This window comes from Chroococcidiopsis sp. CCALA 051 (genome assembly GCF_003015105.1).
GTDB lineage: Bacteria > Cyanobacteriota > Cyanobacteriia > Cyanobacteriales > Chroococcidiopsidaceae > Chroococcidiopsis > Chroococcidiopsis thermalis.
Genome location: NZ_PYCI01000008.1, coordinates 33,852 through 55,109, shown reverse-complemented (window position 1 = coordinate 55,109; position 21,258 = coordinate 33,852). Strand labels below are relative to the sequence as shown.

General features: G+C 44.3%; 22 protein-coding genes. 18 read left to right on the top strand and 4 right to left on the bottom strand.

What is annotated here, in order from left to right; genetic code table 11:
• Positions 1–27: 27 nt before the first annotated feature.
• Positions 28–894: a metal ABC transporter permease gene (locus C7Y66_RS03220; RefSeq protein WP_106544438.1), complete on the bottom strand. Its 867-nt coding sequence runs from the start codon at positions 892–894 to the stop codon at positions 28–30.
• Positions 894–1,649 (bottom strand): metal ABC transporter ATP-binding protein, encoded by a 756-nt coding sequence (locus tag C7Y66_RS03215; RefSeq protein WP_106544437.1) that lies wholly within the window; start codon positions 1,647–1,649, stop codon positions 894–896. Before C7Y66_RS03215 ends, C7Y66_RS03220 begins: the two co-directional genes overlap by 1 nt.
• Positions 1,650–1,803: 154 nt before the next feature.
• Here C7Y66_RS03215 and C7Y66_RS03210 point away from each other — a divergent pair, with 154 nt between their 5' ends.
• The 8 genes from C7Y66_RS03210 to C7Y66_RS03175 all read left to right on the top strand — a co-directional run bounded on the left by C7Y66_RS03210 (position 1,804) and on the right by C7Y66_RS03175 (position 7,836).
• Positions 1,804–2,901, top strand: a complete 1,098-nt coding sequence (locus C7Y66_RS03210; RefSeq protein ID WP_233222505.1) for a metal ABC transporter substrate-binding protein — start codon at positions 1,804–1,806, stop codon at positions 2,899–2,901.
• 3 nt (positions 2,902–2,904) lie between these two features.
• The gene (locus tag C7Y66_RS03205) at positions 2,905–3,801 is read left to right on the top strand and encodes an urease accessory protein UreD (RefSeq protein WP_199197223.1); all 897 of its coding nucleotides are present in this window, start codon (positions 2,905–2,907) and stop codon (positions 3,799–3,801) included.
• Between the two features lie 12 nt (positions 3,802–3,813).
• The gene (gene ureA, locus C7Y66_RS03200) at positions 3,814–4,116 is read left to right on the top strand and encodes an urease subunit gamma (protein WP_015156628.1); all 303 of its coding nucleotides are present in this window, start codon (positions 3,814–3,816) and stop codon (positions 4,114–4,116) included.
• Between the two features lie 82 nt (positions 4,117–4,198).
• On the top strand, positions 4,199–4,843 hold the full coding sequence (locus tag C7Y66_RS03195) for a class I SAM-dependent methyltransferase (RefSeq protein WP_015156629.1): 645 nt from the start codon (positions 4,199–4,201) through the stop codon (positions 4,841–4,843).
• 70 nt (positions 4,844–4,913) lie between these two features.
• Complete coding sequence (locus C7Y66_RS03190) at positions 4,914–5,429, top strand: hypothetical protein (protein WP_015156630.1); 516 nt, start codon at positions 4,914–4,916, stop codon at positions 5,427–5,429.
• A gap of 58 nt (positions 5,430–5,487) precedes the next feature.
• On the top strand, positions 5,488–6,375 hold the full coding sequence (locus C7Y66_RS03185; RefSeq protein ID WP_106544435.1) for a hypothetical protein: 888 nt from the start codon (positions 5,488–5,490) through the stop codon (positions 6,373–6,375).
• A 196-nt stretch (positions 6,376–6,571) separates the two neighbouring features.
• Entirely contained in the window at positions 6,572–6,946 is a 375-nt protein-coding gene (locus C7Y66_RS03180; RefSeq protein WP_106544434.1) for a hypothetical protein, read from the top strand.
• A 71-nt stretch (positions 6,947–7,017) separates the two neighbouring features.
• Complete coding sequence (locus C7Y66_RS03175) at positions 7,018–7,836, top strand: glucosamine-6-phosphate deaminase (protein WP_106544433.1); 819 nt, start codon at positions 7,018–7,020, stop codon at positions 7,834–7,836.
• A gap of 70 nt (positions 7,837–7,906) precedes the next feature.
• On the opposite strand, the gene C7Y66_RS03170 is transcribed toward C7Y66_RS03175, so the two are convergent.
• Positions 7,907–9,745 carry an N-acetylmuramoyl-L-alanine amidase gene (locus C7Y66_RS03170; RefSeq protein ID WP_199197222.1) on the bottom strand — a complete coding sequence of 613 codons (1,839 nt, stop codon included), beginning with the start codon at positions 9,743–9,745 and terminating at the stop codon, positions 7,907–7,909.
• 202 nt (positions 9,746–9,947) lie between these two features.
• Between C7Y66_RS03170 and C7Y66_RS03165 the strand changes: the two genes are divergently transcribed.
• Entirely contained in the window at positions 9,948–11,585 is a 1,638-nt protein-coding gene (locus C7Y66_RS03165) for a CTP synthase (protein ID WP_015156635.1), read from the top strand.
• A 45-nt stretch (positions 11,586–11,630) separates the two neighbouring features.
• Here C7Y66_RS03165 and C7Y66_RS03160 read toward each other — a convergent pair whose 3' ends face one another.
• Positions 11,631–11,864, bottom strand: coding sequence for a Nif11-like leader peptide family natural product precursor (locus tag C7Y66_RS03160; protein WP_015156636.1), 234 nt, complete (start codon positions 11,862–11,864; stop codon positions 11,631–11,633).
• Positions 11,865–12,188: 324 nt separating this feature from the next.
• Between C7Y66_RS03160 and dxr the strand changes: the two genes are divergently transcribed.
• From dxr to nadD, 9 genes are all read left to right on the top strand, one after another.
• A complete protein-coding gene (gene dxr / locus C7Y66_RS03155) occupies positions 12,189–13,385 on the top strand; it encodes a 1-deoxy-D-xylulose-5-phosphate reductoisomerase (RefSeq protein ID WP_106544431.1) in 1,197 nt (398 codons plus the stop codon).
• Between the two features lie 86 nt (positions 13,386–13,471).
• A complete protein-coding gene (locus tag C7Y66_RS03150) occupies positions 13,472–14,128 on the top strand; it encodes a hypothetical protein (protein ID WP_106544430.1) in 657 nt (218 codons plus the stop codon).
• 78 nt (positions 14,129–14,206) lie between these two features.
• Positions 14,207–14,689: an adenosine-specific kinase gene (locus C7Y66_RS03145; protein WP_106544429.1), complete on the top strand. Its 483-nt coding sequence runs from the start codon at positions 14,207–14,209 to the stop codon at positions 14,687–14,689.
• A gap of 474 nt (positions 14,690–15,163) precedes the next feature.
• Positions 15,164–15,505 (top strand): DUF962 domain-containing protein, encoded by a 342-nt coding sequence (locus C7Y66_RS03140; protein ID WP_106544463.1) that lies wholly within the window; start codon positions 15,164–15,166, stop codon positions 15,503–15,505.
• Between the two features lie 35 nt (positions 15,506–15,540).
• On the top strand, positions 15,541–16,941 hold the full coding sequence (locus C7Y66_RS03135) for an amidohydrolase family protein (RefSeq protein ID WP_106544428.1): 1,401 nt from the start codon (positions 15,541–15,543) through the stop codon (positions 16,939–16,941).
• A gap of 363 nt (positions 16,942–17,304) precedes the next feature.
• Positions 17,305–18,873 carry a B12-binding domain-containing radical SAM protein gene (locus C7Y66_RS03130; protein ID WP_106544427.1) on the top strand — a complete coding sequence of 523 codons (1,569 nt, stop codon included), beginning with the start codon at positions 17,305–17,307 and terminating at the stop codon, positions 18,871–18,873.
• A gap of 228 nt (positions 18,874–19,101) precedes the next feature.
• Complete coding sequence (locus C7Y66_RS03125; protein ID WP_106544426.1) at positions 19,102–19,824, top strand: rhomboid family intramembrane serine protease; 723 nt, start codon at positions 19,102–19,104, stop codon at positions 19,822–19,824.
• Positions 19,825–19,898: 74 nt separating this feature from the next.
• Entirely contained in the window at positions 19,899–20,501 is a 603-nt protein-coding gene (locus tag C7Y66_RS03120; RefSeq protein ID WP_106544425.1) for a methyltransferase domain-containing protein, read from the top strand.
• 73 nt (positions 20,502–20,574) lie between these two features.
• Complete coding sequence (gene nadD, locus C7Y66_RS03115) at positions 20,575–21,195, top strand: nicotinate (nicotinamide) nucleotide adenylyltransferase (protein ID WP_106544424.1); 621 nt, start codon at positions 20,575–20,577, stop codon at positions 21,193–21,195.
• Positions 21,196–21,258 lie beyond the last annotated feature (63 nt).

Below are 21,258 nucleotides of genomic sequence, written 5' to 3'. Positions count from 1 at the left end.
ATTCAAATGATAGAATTGACTCTACTATTATTCATTACTCAACTGCTTGGTTTTCACTTGTCGCCAACGCATAAAAACCCCATAATTGGGACTGAATAAAAAAGCTAAGGCAAATAATCCCGAAACAACTAAAACGATCGCGGGACCGGATGGTAAGTTAAAAAAGTAACTGAGATACATGCCGCTAATACTAGAAACAATCCCAATCGCCGCACCTAAAATCATCACTTGATGCAAGCGAGTGACTAGTAAATAAGCTGTTGCCCCAGGTGTAATGAGGAGGGATAATACTAAAATCACGCCTACTGCTTTCATGCTGGCGACAATTGTTAAAGCAATTAACAACATTAAACCAAAATTTAGCTGATTCACTGGTAAGCCAGCAGCTTGAGCGCCTAGCGGATCGAAAGTGTAAAATAGGAGTTCTTTGTATAAGAGGAAAACAACAATTAATACTACAGTGGCAATAATTGCCGTATCGCGGACATCATCAAATGTCACGCCGAGAATATTGCCAAATAAAAAGTGATTCAGATCGATTTTATTTTGCTTCTGAATTGTTGTGATTAAGGTAATTCCCAAGGCGAAAAAAGCTGAAAATACTATTCCCATCGCTGCATCTTCTTTAATTGGCGATCGCGTGCGTATCCAAGCGATTAGCAGCGTACTCATTACCCCAGCAATAAACGCCCCAACAAAAATATTTGCTCCAACTAAAAAGGCGATCGCGAGTCCTGGTAGTACAGAGTGACTAATCGCATCTCCTAACAAAGCTAAGCGTTGTACCATCAAGTAACTGCCGACGACAGCACACAATAAACCAACAAGAATCGCCACGATCAGCGATCGCTGCATGAACCCATACTGCAACGGCTCAATGAGTGCCTCAAGCATTAAGCAGCAGCTCCACTAAAATACATCACTTTACCACTGTAGGCGCGATAAAGATTATCTTCAGTTAACACTGAAGCGCGATCGCCTGTAGCAATTATCTCGCGATTGAGCAGAATCAAATCGTCAAAGTGCTGAATCGATTCTCCCAAGTCGTGATTCACAACTAAGACGATTTTTCCAGCTTGGGCTAATTCGTGGAAAACATCAAAAATTACAGTTTGGGTTTTTTGGTCAATTCCTACTAGTGGTTCGTCAAAGCAAAAGATTTCGGCTTCTTGAGTCAAAGCCCGTGCTAAAAATACCCGTTGCTGTTGTCCTCCCGATAGCTGTCCGATGGGACGATTTTTATATGCGTCCATTCCCACCCGTTCTAATGCAGACTGGGCGACTTTACGGCTGACAGTAGAGAAACGCTGAAATAAACCCGTTTTCTTGACTCTGCCCATCATTACCACATCCCACACCGTAGCAGGATAAGTCCAGTCAATTTGCGATCGCTGGGGAACGTATGCAACTTTTTCCAACTGCTGCACCAAAGGCTTTCCCTGGTAAAGCACGTTACCGCTAGACAGAGGAACCAGTCCCAACATTGCTTTGATCAGAGTACTTTTACCCGCACCATTTGGACCAAAAACTCCGGTCAGCCTTCCAGGTCGCACCGTACAGTTAACATCGCGTAGTGCTTCCTGCGTGCGGTACTGCACCCCTAAATGGCTGATATTAATATTTGCGGCGCTGGCGATATTCATATCCATTTTCTGTACGTTCGCAGCAGTTGACACAAACCCATGAGTATTTATTCTGGGCTGGAGTTTCAAATTAAAAGTTTTCATAACACTAACTTTTTTTGTCTACTTTGAGCATACTGTAAAAATGAAAAGAATATGAAAACATCTATAAAAGGAAATAATGTTGATGATAAGCGGGAATGATGATAGAGCAGGGAGCAGGGAGCAGGGGAGCAGGGGAGCAGGTGGGCTTCAGGTGCAACAACCACCAACCACCAACCACCAACCACCAGCAGTCAAGAATCTTCAATTCCGAATTCCGAATTCCGAATTCCGAATTCTTATTTGCCTCTTGCCTCTTGCCCTTCTATCTAGTTGTAGCCAACCAGATGCAAGCCGCACCTCTCCGGGGACAGAAAAGCCGCAAGTGGTGGCGACTAGCACCATCATTAACGACTTGGCAGAACGGGTAGGAGGAGAAGAAATTCAACTGCGGGGAATTTTGCAGCCGGGGGACGATCCCCACGTTTACGAACCAGTACCAGCCGATAGTCAGGCGTTGGAAGATGCAGACTTGATTTTGTATAACGGCTACAACTTAGAACCAGGACTGATTAAGCTGATGAATGCGGCAGGATTGCAAGGGCGTAAATTGGCTGTAGGGGAAGTTGTGAAACCTTTACAGCTAGATAAAGGCAAAGGGGAAGTCGTCCCCGATCCTCACGTTTGGGGCGATGTGGAAAACTCAATTCAAATGGTGAACCGGATTCGCGATGCTTTGATTGAATTGTCACCAGAAGATAAAGAGAAGTTTACCCAAAATGCCGCACAACTGATCGCCCAGTTGCAGAAATTAGATATATGGATGACGCAGCAAATTCAAACCATTCCCGCAGAACGACGAAAATTAGTTACGACGCACGATGCATTTCAATACTTCGGTCGCGCCTATGGAATGGCGATCGCCGGGACTCTTATTGGCATCAGTACGGAAGAACAACCCAGCGCCCAGACCGTTCAAAAATTAGTTGAAGCTGTCAGAAAAGCTGGAGTTCCCGCTATTTTTGCCGAAACTACAATTAATCCTGCTTTAATTACTACTGTTGCTCAAGAGGCGGGAGTCAAGTTAGCACCGCGCCAACTCTATTCCGACTCCATCGGTGCTGCTGGTAGTAATGGAGATTCATACATCAAAATGATGGCAGCCAATACGCAAACGATTGTAGAAGCACTGGGAGGAAAATACGAGCCATTTGAGTCAGTAACCAGTGACCAGTGACCAGTGACCAACTACAATAATTCCGTGCATCAAGAAAAAACTATTCCTTCTACCTGGCATGGCAATTTAGATATTGTGTATGCTCTGCGCAATGGCAAGACACAACCAATAAGCGATCGCGTTCAAGCACCGTTAAAAGTGCAGCGTCCGTTTTACCCAGAAGGAGACATATGCCATACTGCTATCTTGCACACGGCTGGGGGAATTGTGGGGGGCGATCGCCTTTCCATTAACCTGCAACTCCAACCGCGATCGCAAGCTTTAGTCACGACAACAGCAGCGAGTAAAATTTATCGCAGCAACGGCTTACAAGCTAGACAAATAGTCGAGATTCAGATTGATGAAGGTGCTTGTTTGGAGTGGCTGCCGCAAGAAACAATTGTCTTTAACGGCGCAAATTATCGTCAAGACTTGCGCGTAGAATTAGCTCCAGGTGGTAGCTGGTTGGGTTGGGAAATTACCAGATTTGGACGCAGCGCTAGAGGAGAAAAATTTTTACAAGGAGAATGGCGATCGTATACCGAAGTCTGGCAACAAGGACAACCTTTATGGATCGACCGACAATGGTTGCCAGGAGAAGAAGCGGTTCTCAATAGTCCCCACGGTTTAGCCGGACATTCTATTGTTGCTACTCTTGCTTGGATTGGCTGCGAAGTCTCACCGGAATTAGTAGCGCAAGTGAGAGAATTACGGGGACAAGGGGGACAAGGGAGAGCAATTCCGAATTCCGAATTCCGAATTCCGAATTCTGGAGCCACTCGCCTTCCACATGGATTATTATGTCGCTACCGTGGCTCTAGTTCAATTGAGGTGCGAAACTGGTTTACATCTGTGTGGCAGTTACTACGCTTATCATTATTAGACAGATCTAGCTGTTTACCTAGAGTTTGGCAACAATAAAAAGGACACTCAATGCAACTTACGCCGCAGGAAAAGGATAAACTACTCATCTTCACCGCTGCTTTGGTAGCAGAACGCCGTAAAACTAGAGGACTAAAACTTAACTATCCAGAGGCAGTGGCGTATATTTCTGCCGCTATTCTGGAAGGGGCGCGAGAAGGACGCACTGTCGCCGAGTTGATGAGTTTTGGTGCAACTCTCTTGATGCGAGATGAAGTCATGGAGGGAGTACCGGAGATGTTGCATGAAGTCCAGATAGAGGCAACATTCCCTGATGGAACGAAATTAGTTACCGTCCACAACCCGATTCGTTAGTTAGAAATGGGTGGAAGAATAGCTTTACACTTCGTAATTTTTTCTAAACTGAGAAGAGTAGAGGTATTTAAACGCTCGAATTATGATTTTGCGCCCTCACGACCGGATCAAGTTAGACGATACCAACGACCAGCAGTTCTATTCTTTTCCGCGATTTGTCACCCATGTAGACGATAATTTTATTCAACAACTGACTCAGTTATATCGAGAACGGCTCAAACCCCACACCCGAATTTTCGACATGATGAGTAGCTGGGTGTCCCACCTTCCAGAGGAAATGGAGTTTGCTCATGTAGAGGGACACGGGATGAATGAAGAGGAACTAGCCCGTAATCCTCGATTGCATCATTATTTCGTGCAAAATTTGAATCAGAATCCTAAATTTCCGCTACCAGACCAAGATTTCGACGCAGTATTGAATACTGTTTCGATACAATACTTGCAGTATCCGGAAGCAGTGTTTAACGAGATTCATCGGATTCTTAAACCAGGCGGAATTGTGATTATCAGCTTTTCCAACCGCATGTTTTACCAAAAAGCAATTCAAGCTTGGCGCGATGGAACGGAGTCGAGCCGGGTAGAATTAGTCAAACAGTATTTTCAAGCCATACCAGGATTCTCCGAACCCGAAGTTATTACCCATCAGTCCGGCACGAATAATTTCATTCAGTGGTTGGGTGTCGGTGTGAAAGATCCGTTTTACGCTGTCATTGCCCAACGCATCTAAAATCTTCCGAAACTAAAGCAAGCGATCGCCAGAATAAATGATAAGTGTAAAGAATCGAGCAGGAGGCGTTATGTTTTTTCGTCAAGGGCGTAAAATTTTAGTGGCGTTAATGCTGTCATTGTTACTATTTACTACAGCATGTACGGCTACAGAAACTCCAGGGCGGTTTGACCAAGCACAACAGGTCAGCAATCGGCAAAAAAGCGGTCAAGCAGTAGTCAAAGAAGCGACTCAAGGCAGCGAGTTCAATCGATTTTTCCCAGCTGCGAGCGGTGAATTTCAACGAGTTTATACCCAAGAGAAAAAAGGTTTTGCTGAGGCAAAATTGAAGAGAGGTGGTAAAGATCTGGCAATGCTGTCTATTTCTGATACTACAAGCTTGCCCACTGCCGCAGCAAAATTTAAGACGAGTACAAAACAAATTAACGGTTATCCCGCCGTAGAAGTTGGTACGACACAAACAGCAGTATTAGTCGGCGATCGCTATCAAGTTAAAGTTTTATCTCGCGATCCATCCTTTACAGCTAGCGATCGCGAAGCGTGGTTAAAGAAATTCAACCTCAATGGACTCTCAAAATTGCAATGAATTAGTCATTTCGCGATCGCAAATGACAAATGACAAATGACTAATCAAGGAGATTGATATGAGCAAATCAATTATTGAGTTGGTGGACGGACTATCTACCAATAATATGACTGTTTCCATGCTGCGATCGCTTGATTTTGTGATTCCCGGGCAGTGGAATAATTTAGTTGGTTTTGAAAATACAATTCGTACCGTTACAGGCGAAACTGACGAAAGTATTATTCAACAAGTTGGCGAACGAGCAATTTATCTCTACAACGATCGCTCTCAAGGATATCAAAGGGCGATGTGGTTATACCAAACTGTAGATAGTACTGATAAAGCTTTGGGTGCAGCAGCTTTAGCGAATAAAGTTGGAGAAAAAATTCCGCTTTTGGGTTTCTTAAATAAAGTCACTCCTAAAGCTGATAAAGCTCAAACTATCGACCTAACTTTGAAATTAGTCGTCGAGTTGCTAGCTTTTTGTCAAATTAATGGTATTCCTGGCGATAGTATTGGTGATTTCGTTACTTCCCTGGCGGATTATAGTGGCGAATCCTTGATGCGTATGGTAGCCTTAGTTTGCGTCGATGGTTTGATTCCTTTTGGTGCTGATTTTATCCAAATGGCTTTAGCAACTTTAGATCGAATCAGTCCCCAGGAATTAGAGCAAAACTCTACCTTCCAAAATATCAATAGCGATATTCCCGGGAATAATTCTGCCAGTAAGTTGAACTTTATCGGTGAAAGTTTCAACTCTGTCACGGGCTGGATGAGTGATTTAGTTGTTTCTCGTGGGTTGACACCGCAGAAAGTTGTGAGCAATCTACGAGGTTTTATGGATGTTGCTGACGATAAATTAGACTACCTCGCTGCTTTTCTCGATGTCTCGACCAATTATTACGAACATACAGGAACCCAAACCTTAGCACGACGGTTAATTGAAAGAGCCGTAGCAGAAATCTAAGTCTCGTACAGACATTTGTGGAGGCGTTATACATAGCGTCTCTACATTCGCAGCTTTTTCCACAGCATATTTCTAGTAAAATCTCTCTATAGAGGGATTGTTTTTTAGCGATCGATCCTCTACATTCTCCTATCAATAAGTCTTGCTTGTATTCGCTATACCAAATTATACCAAACTAAAACTAGTAGTAAATAATATGGAAGAAACATTTGAACTAACGGAATTACAACCTGAAGACTTAGAAACAATTAAAGTTGACTCTTTAGTAGATTTAGATAGTTTAATAGCAGAAAAATTCAATTTATTCGTGCGTCCTTATTCTACAGATATCAGAGCTGCATTAGAATTGGTAGCTTGGGATTTAGAAAACTCAGTCGCACCCCACTTTGAGTTATTTCGCGTTGAGGAACACTCGTTACCAGGATTACCTTTTGTTGCTAGCTTTATCCCAAATGGTGTTTGGGGTTACGGTGAAACTGCGCCTCTAGCAATTTGTCAAGCAGCACTATTTCGGCATAAACAAATTAAGTTCGAGCTATCAGTCAATTCGTATAGCAGCAAACAAACTTGAAAAATCGTCTACTCCCTACTCCTTGCTCCCTGTTATATATAGAGTGGCGGTACGCTTGTCAGGCTGTTTAAATGTCCGATCTTCCTCACAACTTCCAAACCGACACACTCGCTAAAATTTTTCCAGTAGATGCGCTGACAGTACGTTTGTACGATCGCGCTGATGAACTTACCACAGACGCAGCTAAAATTACGCAACGCTATTTACAAAACTTACTGACGCAGCAAGAGACTGCTAGGGTAATATTAGCAACTGGCAATTCTCAAATTGAATTTCTCTCAAAATTGGTAAATTTAGGTGAGATAGACTGGTCGCGAATTGTCTTTTTCCATCTGGATGAATATTTAGGAATTGATGCTAACCATCCGGCGAGTTTTCGGCGTTACTTGCGCGAACGAGTCGAAGAGAAAGTTCATCCAGCAGCATTTCACTATATTGATGGCGATACCGTACAACCGTTGGCAGAATGCGATCGCTATACTAAGTTATTATTGTCTCAGCCTATCGATCTATGTTGTTTGGGAATGGGAGGCAACGGACACTTGGCTTTTAACGAACCATCAGTAGCAGATTTTCAAGATCCTGACTATATAAAACTTGTAAAGTTAGAATTATCTACTCGTCAGCAACAAGTTAACCAAGGTTATTTTAATAATATTGCAGCCGTACCGCAATACGCTTTTACATTAACAATTCCAGCAATTTGTTTAGCACAAAAGATATTTTGTTTTGCTCTTGGGAAACATAAAGCTCAAGCAGTACAGCAGACTTTAGAAGGTGCGATCGCTACGAGTTGTCCTGCTACTATACTTAGAAGTCAAGCTCAGGCAACATTGTTTTTAGATGCGGATTCAGCAAGCCTTTTGGGAAAGTCAAAAGTTAAAAGTTAAAAGTTAAAAACTTAAGTTTTAGTTTTTTGTCGTGCCAAGACGCAAAGGCGCAAAGAAGAAGGCTAAGAGTTTATCTGATAGTACTAAACCATTGTGTTATTCCTTGGGCGATCGCGCTGGCTAGTTGTTGTTGTGCTTGCGGGTTGACGATCCATTCAAATTCGTGGGGGTTAATCATGAAGCCTAACTCTAATAAGATTGTTGGGGCTGAAGCGGGACGAGTTAAAGCGAGATTGTTCCAGTACAGTCCGTAGTCTGGGCGGTTCAGTTTTTGGACTAAATAACTATGTAAAAAACTGGCGAGATCGTGTGCTTGGGGATGATACCAAAAGGCAGCTAATCCTTGCGTTTTCATGGCATCACCTGCATCTGGTAGAGCATTGTAATGTAGAGAAATTGCGATCGCGGGTTCGATTTTATCGATTATGGCTACTCGATCTGGTAACGATAAATCTACGTCTTCCTCCCGCGTCAGGTAAACTTCCGCGCCTCGTTTTTCTAGCTGTTCCCGAACTAATTTAGATATTAATAAATTGATATCTTTTTCAGGATAACCCGTTGGTCCCAAAGCCCCAGTTTCCTTCCCTCCATGTCCGGGATCGAGGAGAATTTTGATTCCAGAAAGAGGAGAGTCGGTAGGGGCGCACTGCTGTGCGCCCGTACAGGGGAGTCGGGAATCGGAAACTTGGAATTTTGAATTTTGAATTTTGAATTTTGAATTTTGAATTTTAGGAGAATGACGCAGTGTCAACACCAAACTCGTTCCTTCGTAGCGCAATTTATAACCCCATTGTTGTTGAGATTTGAGGTTAAAAATATATTCCAAGCGATCGGGTGTGACTTGCTGCCAATCGAGGCGAGAGATTGTGGGGTCGTCGTCGAGGCGGATTGTATCTGTTTGAGCGGTGGTGTTATATAGAGTTAGCGTTAAGGTGCGATCGCCCTGCTGTATGCTTACGGGTACGGAGACTTGTAGCGGAAATACGATTTCTGTTGCCCCAGGTACGCGACGGGCGCTGACACTCCGAATGAGCGATCGCGGTGGGATTGCTCCTGGTATAGTTCTGGTTTCCTTACTATTAATCCAACCGCCATAATCTAAGCGCAGCCATTCCCCTTCTTTTGCTGTAACTGCTGCCCGCGTATCCTTGGGTAAAGGTGTGAGGCGAGAGTAGTCGGTACTTGCACCAGTTCGCGCTACTCCCTCATTTGCCGTGACTTCGACGACTTCTAAATTTGCAGGTGAGAGGATTGTAACTTTACCTGGACTTGATTGAGTCACGGTTTGACCGTTTAATATTAGTTGAAACTGTGGTTGAATTCCAGCACTAGGAGTGAAACCGCTAGTAATAGTATTATTGCCATCTACGAAATTCCCTAATTCTGGTAGAGTGGTACAACCTTGATATTGCCCAGATGTTAATTGTCGAGTTGGCTGATTTCGTCCGGTTAAAAGTGCGGAGTTAGCTGGTAGTTGTGCTTGCTGTAGTTGGGGGAAAAGACGAATGTTATCTTTGCCTAATTGCACGGAAACTGTAGATTGAGGAGGTGCGATCGCGCTAAAACAAACAAGTTCCCCTGGCATTCTGGCAATATCGACATTAGGAGTCAAGGAATCTTTACCAAAAGCCAATCCTACAGGTGGTACGGGGGTTGTATCTTGTCGCTGTACCTTTAGTTGCACCTGTCGATCTTGATATTGCAATATAAAAGTATTCTCCCCGACTCGCAAGGGAAAACTAGGGGCAAAATGTCCGGCGCGACTGCGTTCTATCGGTTTACCGTTAACCAAAACTTTACCCGTTGGCGGCGCTGTTCCTACCAAAAAGATGCGATCGGCTACTGTTTGATGGTTAGCAGGGGGATACACTACTGATAGTTGCTGTTCTGCCCCAACTGGACGTACCATAAGCAGGACAAAGATAGTTCCGAGAAAGAATAATCCGAAAAGTTTTTTCACGCCAAAATAGAGGAATTAGGGAGTCGGTAGGGGCGCACGGCTGTGCGCCCGTACAGGGGAGTCTTTTGACTTAATCCCCAGCCTCTCGATAATATGTCACAATTATCGGGGTGAATGGCGCTCTTGTTGCCCAAGATTAAGAAAAACTACTATGACTAAATTTGTGTTTGTGACTGGTGGCGTAGTCTCCAGCATTGGTAAGGGTATTGTAGCGGCAAGCTTGGGACGGCTGCTCAAATCGCGAGATTATTCAGTTTCTATTCTCAAACTCGACCCCTATATTAATGTCGATCCAGGTACGATGAGTCCCTTTCAACATGGGGAAGTTTTTGTCACCGAAGATGGCGCGGAAACAGATTTAGACTTAGGACACTACGAACGCTTTACTGATACTTCCATGTCGCGCCTCAATAGCGTCACGACTGGTTCAATTTATCAGGCAGTAATTAATAAAGAACGGCGTGGCGATTATATGGGGGGAACGGTACAAGTCATTCCCCATATTACGAATGAAATTAAAGAAAGGATTCAGCGCGTTGCCAAAAATACGAATCCCGATGTCGTCATTACCGAAATTGGTGGTACGGTGGGAGATATCGAATCGCTACCATTTCTCGAAGCAATTCGCCAGTTTCGTAAGGATGTAGGGCGACAAAACGTCTTGTACATGCACGTTACCCTCGTTCCCTGGATTCCTTCGGCTGGGGAAATGAAAACCAAACCGACACAACATTCTGTTAAAGAGTTGCGGTCGATCGGGATTCAACCAGATATTTTAGTCTGTCGCAGCGATCGCCCCCTACCCGACGGTTTAAAAGCAAAAATGGCTGAATTTTGTGACGTATCTGTTGAATGCGTCATTAGCTGTCAAGATGCCAGCAGTATCTATGAAGTCCCCTTAACTTTAGAAACAGAAGGGCTGGCACAGCAAACCATAGAATTGCTGCAACTCGGACAACGCCAGCCCGATCTCTCGCAATGGCAAACTATAGTACAACGACAAGCCAACCCCACTCACCAAGTTGAAGTGGCAATTGTTGGTAAGTACGTGCGTTTAAACGATGCTTATCTATCGGTAGTAGAAGCTTTGCGCCATGCAGCGATCGCGACAAATGGCGAATTACACCTGCGTTGGATCAACTCGGAAGATTTAGAAATAGAAGGGGCAGACGCTTTACTACAGGGTGTTCATGGTATCGTCGTCCCTGGAGGCTTCGGCGTGCGCGGTGTAGATGGCAAAATTGCCGCAGTAGAATACGCCCGCGAACATCAAATTCCGTTCCTCGGTTTGTGTTTGGGAATGCAATGTTCTGTGATTGAATGGGCGCGTCATGTTGCACGTTTGGAAGATGCCCACAGCGCAGAGTTTGCCCCTAATTGTCAATATCCCGTAATAAATCTTTTGCCAGAACAGCAAGATGTCGTCGATTTAGGTGGAACCATGCGGCTAGGGTTATATCCTTGCAGTCTCACACCCAATACCCTAGCGCACGCACTGTATCAAAAGCCCCTAATTTACGAACGCCATCGCCATCGCTACGAATTTAACAACGCCTACCGCAACCTATTTTTGGAGTCGGGATACGTCATTAGTGGCACTTCCCCCGATGGACGCTTGGTAGAAATTATCGAACTACCCAGCCATCCATTTTTCATTGCCTGCCAATTTCATCCAGAGTTTCAATCTCGCCCTAGTACGCCCCATCCTTTATTTAAGGGGTTTATTGAGGCGATCGCTCGACGATCGCAACCAGAGGCGATCGCGCCAACTCCAGTAGAAGTATCATAGAGCGGTTAGTAGAGACGTTATATGAAACGTCTCTCAAAGTGGACATTATCTAGGCATTAAACGCCGTCGTGGGGAAATTCCTGGGTTGATTACCGCAGCCATCTCTTCAGGAGTTAACTTGCTAATTTGAGCATCCAATTCAGCAACTGTGAATTTGTATCCTCGCTCAGATGCAATCTGAATGAAAGCTTCTGGTTCAGTTGTAGCCTTAAGTCTAGCTTGCAATGCGTCGTCTTGCAGTACGGCTTTAAAAAAGCGGGCAGCATGTTCTTGGGTCATATAAATCTCCTGCTGTTAAAGAGCAATTAAATCTAGTGACTCATTAGCGAAGTTTGACAAAGTTAACTCCACTCCCCACCCAAACCGCGATCGCACCTAATTTCCCAAAGTTTTTTTCTAGCTGCTCCTGTATCTGTGAGCATAGACCCTTTTCTGAAAAAAATTCATCAAATCTTGATATAAATTAAAGTTTTTGGTAACAATGTAAACAGAAATTAGTAATGGGTGTGACTAGTGCCTAGTGGCTAGTCACTAGCCACCAGCCACTAATCACTGCTCCCTGCTCCCTGATAAAGTGGTATTGCTGCTAATTCTGAAACAATCGTGAAAGCAATTACTCTCCTGGGATCGACTGGCTCTATTGGTACTCAAACTCTGGATATTGTGGCACAGCACCCCGACCAATTTCGGATTGTCGGGTTGGCGGCTGGACGCAATGTAGAGATGCTGGCGGCGCAAATTCGACAGTTTAAGCCGAGTATTGCTGCTATTTGCGATATAGATAAGTTATCAGAGTTGAAGGAGGCGATCGCAGATCTCGACCCACAACCGATTCTATTAGCAGGAGAAGAGGGTATTGTAGAAGTTGCCCGCTATGGCGATGCCGAAAGTGTGGTGACGGGAATTGTCGGTTGTGCGGGATTGTTACCAACAATTGCTGCAATTGAGGCGGGTAAAGATATTGCTTTGGCAAATAAGGAAACTCTGATTGCGGGTGGTCCTGTTGTCTTACCATTAGTAGAAAAATACGGGATTAAACTGTTACCCGCAGATTCAGAACACTCGGCAATTTTTCAGTGTCTTCAAGGCGTACCGGGATGTGGCTTGCGGCGAATTTTACTCACGGCTTCTGGGGGTTCTTTCCGCGATTTACCTATAGATAAGTTAGCAAATGTCACCGTTGCCGATGCTTTAAAACATCCTAACTGGACGATGGGACGGAAAATCACGATCGATTCAGCGACGTTGATGAATAAGGGATTGGAAGTGATTGAAGCTCATTACTTATTTGGATTAGATTACGATCGCATAGATATTGTGATTCATCCCCAAAGTATTATCCATTCTTTGATCGAACTACAAGATACTTCTGTATTAGCACAGTTAGGCTGGGCAGATATGCGTTTACCGTTGCTATATGCCATGTCATACCCAGAGAGAATTTATACTGACTGGAAGCAATTAGATCTTGTAGAAATTGGTAGTTTAACTTTTAAAGCCCCAGATCACGAGAAATATCCTTGTATGCAATTAGCATATAGCGCGGGTCGTGCGGGTGGATCGATGCCAGCAGTTTTAAATGCAGCTAACGAACAAGCTGTAGCCTTATTTTTAGAAGAAAAAATCCGCTTTTTAGATATTCCTCGTTGTATCGAGCTAGTTTGCGATCGCCATGCATCTGATAATTGTTCGACTCCATCTTTAGCTGACATCGTAGCAGCAGATCGTTGGGCGAGACAAGAAGTATTAACAGCAAGCGAAGATCTCAGTAGAGGCGATCGTTTAATTTCTTTACGATAGATTGCTCGACAAACTTTTGTCCATCTAACCTGCTCAACTATAGGTTCAATTGTTTTGACTTTTAGCTTTTAACTTTTGACTTTTCCATGATTGAGTTTGCTGTCAAGTGGGGTACGAAGGCATTTCCTACTGAATATATTGCTCTCTGTATCTCTATTTTGGCAGTCGTCGCCACTTGGGGCAATTTTTGGAACTCAAGAAGAACGTTTGCAGCTGCTAACTATCCTAAATTAAGAGCAGAACTCAACTGGTTGCCAAATCGAATCTTTCCTAGCTGTAGTCTTTTCAATGAAAGTGACAAAATTTCTGCTAACGATGTTCATATTACCGTGAGTGTGGCTCGGAGCGATCGCTGGTATTTCGATCGCGAAAGATGGTTTACTTACGAATACGCAGAATTAGCTAGACTCAAACCATTAGAAGGTTTTCCCCCTCCTCCAGAAGATGATTTGGTTCAATGGTGTCAAACCAGAGGTTATAAACAAAGGTTATTTATTCCAGCCGAATCTGCGCAACTGCAAAAAATCGTTCGCCAAATTGCTCATTCGGATGTCTATTATATCCATCTCAAGGTAGCTTATACATCTAACGTATTTGGAGCTAATAGAGTATGTAAAATTTCTCGAACATATAGAATAGAGCACCAGCAAAATATGTCAAAATTACCAGCGGGCGATCGCTTATTTTGGGAAACACGAAAAGAAACTCAAATTCTAGATCGAGATGAGATTTCTACAAACTAACTGCTTGATTTATCGCTCTACTTGTCATCATAAAGTATTCGGAATTGACTGCGATCGGGCAACACTGAGGAGGGAAAAATGGAACTCAAATCTGTGGCGATGGAAATTCCTGAAGGTAGCAATATTATCATCGGTCACAGTCACTTTATTAAAACTGTGGAAGACTTATACGAGATTGTCGTCGGGATCTCTGCCCAAGCAAAATTTGGGATCGCTTTCTGTGAGGCTTCTGGTCTCTGTTTGATCCGCACTGCCGGAAATGATAAAGAACTACAAGGTATAGCTACTAAGAACGCTCAGGCGATCGCGGCAGGACACAGTTTCGTGATTCTGATGAAACAAGCCTACCCGATTAACTTCCTCAATGCAATCAAACAATGCCAGGAAGTCTGCAATATCCATTGCGCGACAGCAAATCCAGTAGAAGTCATCCTAGCAGAAACTCAACAAGGACGGGGAATCTTGGGTGTTGTAGACGGATTTTCCCCCAAAGGTGTAGAGAACGCTGAGGACGTACAAGCACGACACAAGTTTTTACGCCAAATTGGATATAAGCTTTGAAAAAGTCAAAAGTCAAAAGTTAAAAGTCAAAACTGAGGAGTCAGGAGTAAGTACAATCTGTTTCACGCACCACTCACCACGCACCACTCACCAATGCCAATCCCTGAAGTGTCATAATACCGCTTTGGTAAAGCTAGGTAAATTAGGTTTAATACAAGGGTCAGTTTGTGTCTGCTGCTTTCGAGTGGCGATCGCCGCTCGAAAAACGCTTCTGTGTAATACTTAAGCGAGGCAAAATATAATGATGCAAATATCTTATATGCATTATATTTAAACTGCAAAAATAATGAAGCAACAGCCCGAACACAACGAACTGTAAGGCACGCAGGAGTATAAAGACTTATGCTATTGACTCGGTCAGACACAAAATCTTAGAAGAATATTACAGTAGTAGAAATTTTTGGCAATAGCATCGTTAATATCTTTACAATACAGCTTAAAGTTGGCGTGCGGCGTACCTGGAGGAATGTTAAGTTGAGTTACTTCCAAGAAGCTAAAGCATATTTCATAGCGAGTCATCAGAACCCGATCAACATATTTTTACATCATTTAACAGTCTTACTGGCGATATCGGCGGTTGTATTGCTGTTCTACGATTGGCGATGGACGCTAGTTTGTCTGGTACTGACACAAGTATTCGCGATCGGCGGACATGCATTTTTTGAGAAGAATAAACCTGCATTTGTCAAGTACCGCAGCGGAATTATGATTCCCGTTTCGATTTCTTGGTCGTTCGAGAATTTGTTTGGCTTGCGTCAACTTTGGAGCTATTTCAATCAAGTCAGAAGCCAGAAGTCAGAAGTCAGAAGTAATTGATAGCTACTCACTCTTAAGACATTTGAGGAAAATTCATGTATCAAGGTTTACCAGTTATTGATGCAGATGCCCACAAGCTTGAAAATCCCTTAGTCATGCGGGATTATCTAGAGCCAAAGTATCGCGATCGCGTGGGGATGGTAATCGATAGTCTGGGCGATCAGCGGGCGCGGGTAGTCGATTTTAACCCCGCTACAGGCAAAAACGATCTAACGCGGATGTTTCCCCAGCCTCAAGGCATGGGGAAAGGTGGATTTCGTAACTTACACCCGACAACTACTTGGGGCGCAACATTCAACCGCCTGCGGATTGAAGATATGGATCGGGAAGGGGTAGACGTACACGTAATTTTCGGTACGTTCAACCTGACATTTTCTAGCATCTTAGATAAAGACTTAGCGATCGCCCTATGTCGGGCTTATAACGACTATATTGCCGAAGATTGTCGTCCATATGGCGATCGCCTCAAACCAATTGGTGTCATACCTCTACAAGATGTCGATGCGGCTGTCGCCGAAATGCGTCGCTGCGTCAACGAACTAGGGATGATTGGCGTTGGTGTCGCCCCAAATATGCCGATTCCCCACCCGAAAGCACCCCAGGCTTTCCCCGATATCCGCAGTTGTAAGCCAATTAGCCATCCTGACTTCAGACCAATTCTACAAGCAGCAGTAGATTTAGATATTGCACTGGGAATCCACGGTGGTCCAGGTTCTTACATGATGGGCGGAATTTCTGACTACATGGAAACTTTTGTCCTGACTCACATCTTCGTCCAACGCAACCAACAGCAGCACGCTTTGGCGCGGATGGTATTTGATGGGGCATTTGAACAGTTTCCCACCTTGCGGGTTGGCTTTTTAGAAGGCGGTTGTGGCTGGCTACCTGATCTCGCTCATTCTTTCCACGAACATTGGGAAAAACGCATCCGCGATTTCGATCCCAAAAATCCTTATCGTCCTTCGATGATGGATGTTACGAAATTGATGCTGCAAGAACGCAAAGGACGCGATCGCGCTAACATCATCAACATGACCAAGAATCTATTCGATCTATTGTGGAATGCCGAACACGACCCCGCCAAGATCGATGATTCTAGCCTGTACGAGCATTATGACCTGCGCCATCGCGACCCGATGGAATATTTTGAACGGGGACAAATCTTTACTTCCTTTGAATCCGACGACCCCGCACCCGCCTACTTACCCGTAGCAATGGGTGAGATTGGCAAGCACTTAACTTGCTTCTCTGGAGACTACGGACACTGGGATGGTGTATTGGAAAACTGCGTCAAAGATGCAGCGGGAGTCGCTGATTACGATCGCGAACACTTAGGGTTATTGCTAGGAGGTAATGCCTTAGAGTTATATGGCGATCGTCTGCGTCGTTCTCTCCCTAGCTACCTGACAGAACAGACGACTGCTAGCGTTAGTTAGCCGATCCCCCCTACCCCCCTTAAAAAGGGGGGAGTTTAAATCTCAGTCCCCCTTTGCTAAGGGGGATTTAGGGGGATCTAAATCTTAGTCCCCTTTGCTAAGGGGGATTTAGGGGGATCTAAATCTTAGTCCCCCTTGCTAAGGGGGATTTAGGGGGATCTCATATCATAGGCAATGCCCAGCTTACATTTACGCAATTTTTAGTAGCACTAGGTTTAATAAAGTAACATAGGCTGCTAAAGTAATCTCAATTAAACCTGCTGGTAAAAACAATATTAATTATTTGCAGTTTTAAAACGGCGCAACTTAAAGGCAATCGGAACAATAATGCAACCATTTATATGTTGCAAGGGGTGGTGTTAAATGCGAGTTTTACTCCTATATCCTCTTTTTCCCAAATCATTTTGGTCTTTTGATAAAGCGATCGAACTAATTGGTCGTAAAGTGGCAATGCCTCCACTGGGACTAATTACAGTGGCAGCAATTTTGCCTCAAGAGTGGGAATTTCGCCTCGTAGACCGTAGCGTGAGATCTGAAACAAAAGCAGATTGGGAATGGGCAGATTTAGTTGTCATCTCAGGGATGATCGTCCAGAAACCAGATATGCTGCATCTAATTAGAGAAGCAAAGCGATATGGAAAATTAGTCGCTGTTGGCGGTCCCTACGTCACCTCCGTACCGGAAGCAGCCAAGGCAGCTGGGGCAGACTTTTTAGTATTGGATGAGGGCGAAATTACCTTACCGATGCTAGTAGAGGCATTGGCAAGAGGCGAGACTTCTGGGACTATTCGCTCTAACGGTGAGAAGCCTGATGTCACAACCACACCAGTTCCTAGATATGACTTGCTAGATTTAAGTGCCTACGCCGATATGTCCGTGCAATTTTCGCGGGGTTGCCCCTTCCAGTGCGAATTCTGCGACATTATCGTGTTGTACGGACGTAAACCACGTACTAAATCTCCGCAACAATTATTGGCAGAATTGCAAACTCTGTACGATTTAGGCTGGCGGCGATCGATTTTTATGGTGGATGACAATTTCATCGGCAACAAACGCAACGTCAAGCTGTTATTAAAAGAACTTGGTCCTTGGATGGCAGAAAAAGGATATCCTTTTAGCTTTTCTACCGAAGCATCGGTAGATTTAGCCCAAGACGAAGAACTTTTAGATTTGATGATTGCGGCTAACTTTAACGCCGTATTTCTAGGAATTGAAACGCCAGATACTGATAGCTTAGAACTAACACAGAAATTTCAAAACACTCGTAACTCTCTGATTGAATCAGTGCAAAAAATTAATCGAGTGGGATTGAGAGTCATGGCTGGTTTTATTATGGGCTTTGATGGCGAAAAACCTGGAGCAGGCGATCGCATTATCGATTTTGTGGAAGCAACTGCAATTCCTCAAGCTTTATTCAGTATGCTGCAAGCCTTGCCAAATACTGCTTTGTGGCATCGCCTTCAAAAAGAAGGACGTTTACTCGAAGGTAGGGGAGTAGCAAATATTCACCAAACAACCCTGATCAATTTTATTCCTACCCGTCCTGTAGAAGACATTGCCCAAGAGTATGTTAGATGTTTCTGGGAACTGTACGAACCCAGTCGCTACTTAGCTAGAGTTTACCGCCACTTCCGGCTCATGAAACCGAAATCTCTGAAGAAAAAGCTGCGGATGCCAGGTTTGATTGAAATACGCGCCATCTTAACTATCTGTTGGCGACAGGGAATTAAGCGAAATACGCGCTGGCAATTTTGGCGGCAATTATTTTCGATGTTGCGGCATAATCCTAGCGTGTTTGAGTCCTATCTGATCAACTGCGCCCACTTAGAACACTTCGTCGATTATCGCCAAATCGTCCGCGATCAAATTGAGTCACAACTAGCAGAACTCGCAGCCTTAGAAGCTACCATGCAACCGCAGCAAGTCGCTTAGAAAAGTCAAGAGTTAAAAGTCAAAAGTCAAAACTGAGGAGTCGGGGAAGAAAGAGACAAGGAAGACAAGGGGGACAAGGGAGAAAACTACCAATTACCCATTACCCATTACCCATTACCTACTCTCACTGGTCACTGGTCACTGATAATCTACCTGTAGGCTAGAAGCAATTTTTGGTGGAATCCGCTACTGTGTGGCTAGTTTCATCAATTTTGGCTAAAAAGCGTCATGGTTCCCATCCGCGATAACGTCCCGACGAAGATCGTTCCCTACGTCACTTATGGACTGGTTGCAGCTAATATTCTCGCCTTTATTTACGAGGCAGATTTGCCACCGCAACAATTAGATGGTTTTTTTCATCTATTTGCTGTCGTTCCTAGAGAGTTAACAGCTAGTTTTGCCGGAATTACTGTAAATCAACCCGTACCAGAGTGGATTACCCTCATCACCTCCCAATTCCTCCACGGAGGATTGTTGCATTTGGGAGGCAATATGTTGTTTCTCTGGATTTTTGGCAACAACGTTGAGGATCGTTTAGGACACGTCAAATATCTAATTTTTTATCTTGCCTGCGGCGTATTGGCAGCACTGGCACAATGGTTCTTTTCTCAATCTTCTGGTATTCCTTCCTTGGGTGCAAGTGGGGCGATCGCGGGAGTGATGGGTGCGTACATTCTCCGCTATCCCACAGCTGAAGTCTTGACTCTGATTCCACTAGGATTTTTCTTTCCCGCCGTCCGCATCCCTGCTTTTTATTTTCTGGGATTTTGGTTTTTACAACAAGCCGTCTACGGTGTTGCCAGTTTAGAAGCTCGAACTAATATTGGCATGGAAAGCGGCGGTATTGCTTATTGGGCGCACGCAGGCGGTTTTCTGTTTGGTGCTGTTCTCGGCTTCCTGTTTGGAATGCTAAAAACGGAACCGCAAGACCAATATTCGCAATACAGTTGACAGTTATTAGTGACTAGTGGCTGGTGACTAGAATTGAATCTAGCCACTAGTCATCAGCCACCAACCACTCATCAATGACAAATTCAGAATATTGGGAAAACCGCTACCAAGTAGGAACGGCACGCTGGGATATCGGACAAGCCGCACCACCATTTGTCAGTTTATTAAATTCTCCTCAAGCCCCAAAACCTGGTAAGATGGTAGCTTTGGGTTGCGGTCGCGGTTATGATGCCTTACTATTTGCACAGTATGGATTTGATGTCATTGGAATTGACTTTGCTCCTAGTGCGATCGCCTCAGCAACGGAATTAGCTCAAGCAACAGGTAGTTCGGCAAAATTCTTAGAGCGCGATATCTTTGAATTATCAGCAGAGTTTCCCCATTATTTTGACTATGTATTAGAACATACTTGCTTCTGCGCGATCGCCCCATCTCAGCGCCTAGCCTATGTCAAATTAGTCCGAGAAATATTACAACCTCAAGGACGACTCATCGGTTTATTCTTCACCCATTCTCGCCCAGGTGGACCACCCTTCGGCAGCACTCCAACCGAGATCCGCAACCACTTTACTCCAGACTTTGAAATTCTCTCCCTCGAACCCGTCACAAATTCAGTTCCCGAACGCCAAGGAGAAGAACATTTAGGAGTGTTTCAGGTAACAGTGACTAGTGACTAGTGGCTGGTGTCTAGAAAAGAGTCTAGCCACTGGTTCCACTAGCTACTAGCTACTCACAAATGACGAATGACAAATGACAAATGACAAAATAGGCATTTTCGGCGGTACTTTCGATCCGGTACATTGGGGACACTTGTTGGTTGCTGAGAGTGCTTGCAGTCAAGTTGAATTAGAACAGGTGATTTGGGTAGTCAATTCTCGCCCACACTACAAGCAATCGACACCATTTCAGCATCGGTGGGAAATGGTACGACAGGCGATCGCAGATCGTCGTGATTGGGAAATCGCACCCCCATCGGATACTTTTATGAAAACCACCTATGCCAGCCAAACTTTGCAGGCACTGCAAGCAAATTACCCTGATAGTTGTTGGTACTGGATTTTAGGGTTAGACACGTTTCTCACCTTACCCCGTTGGTATCATCGCCAGGAAATTGCCCCTGCTTGCGAGTGGTTAGTCGCTCCGCGTCCATTATATGAGTCAGAAAGTCCCCCAATTCAGGTATTATGCGATCGGGTAGCACAACAGTTAGCCACTGAATCAACATACATTCGCTGGCGAATTATCGATCTACCTTTAGTAGGAATTTCGGCAAGCTTAGTCAGGCAATACTGCCGCGATCGCCGTTCGATTCGCTACTTTGTCCCTGAAGCAGTGAGAATCTATATTGGCGATCGGCAGTTATATACATAACGATCCCAATGATTTGTGTGCTTTTTCTGTCAATGTCACTGAAGCTAGTTTAGAATAGAGCGC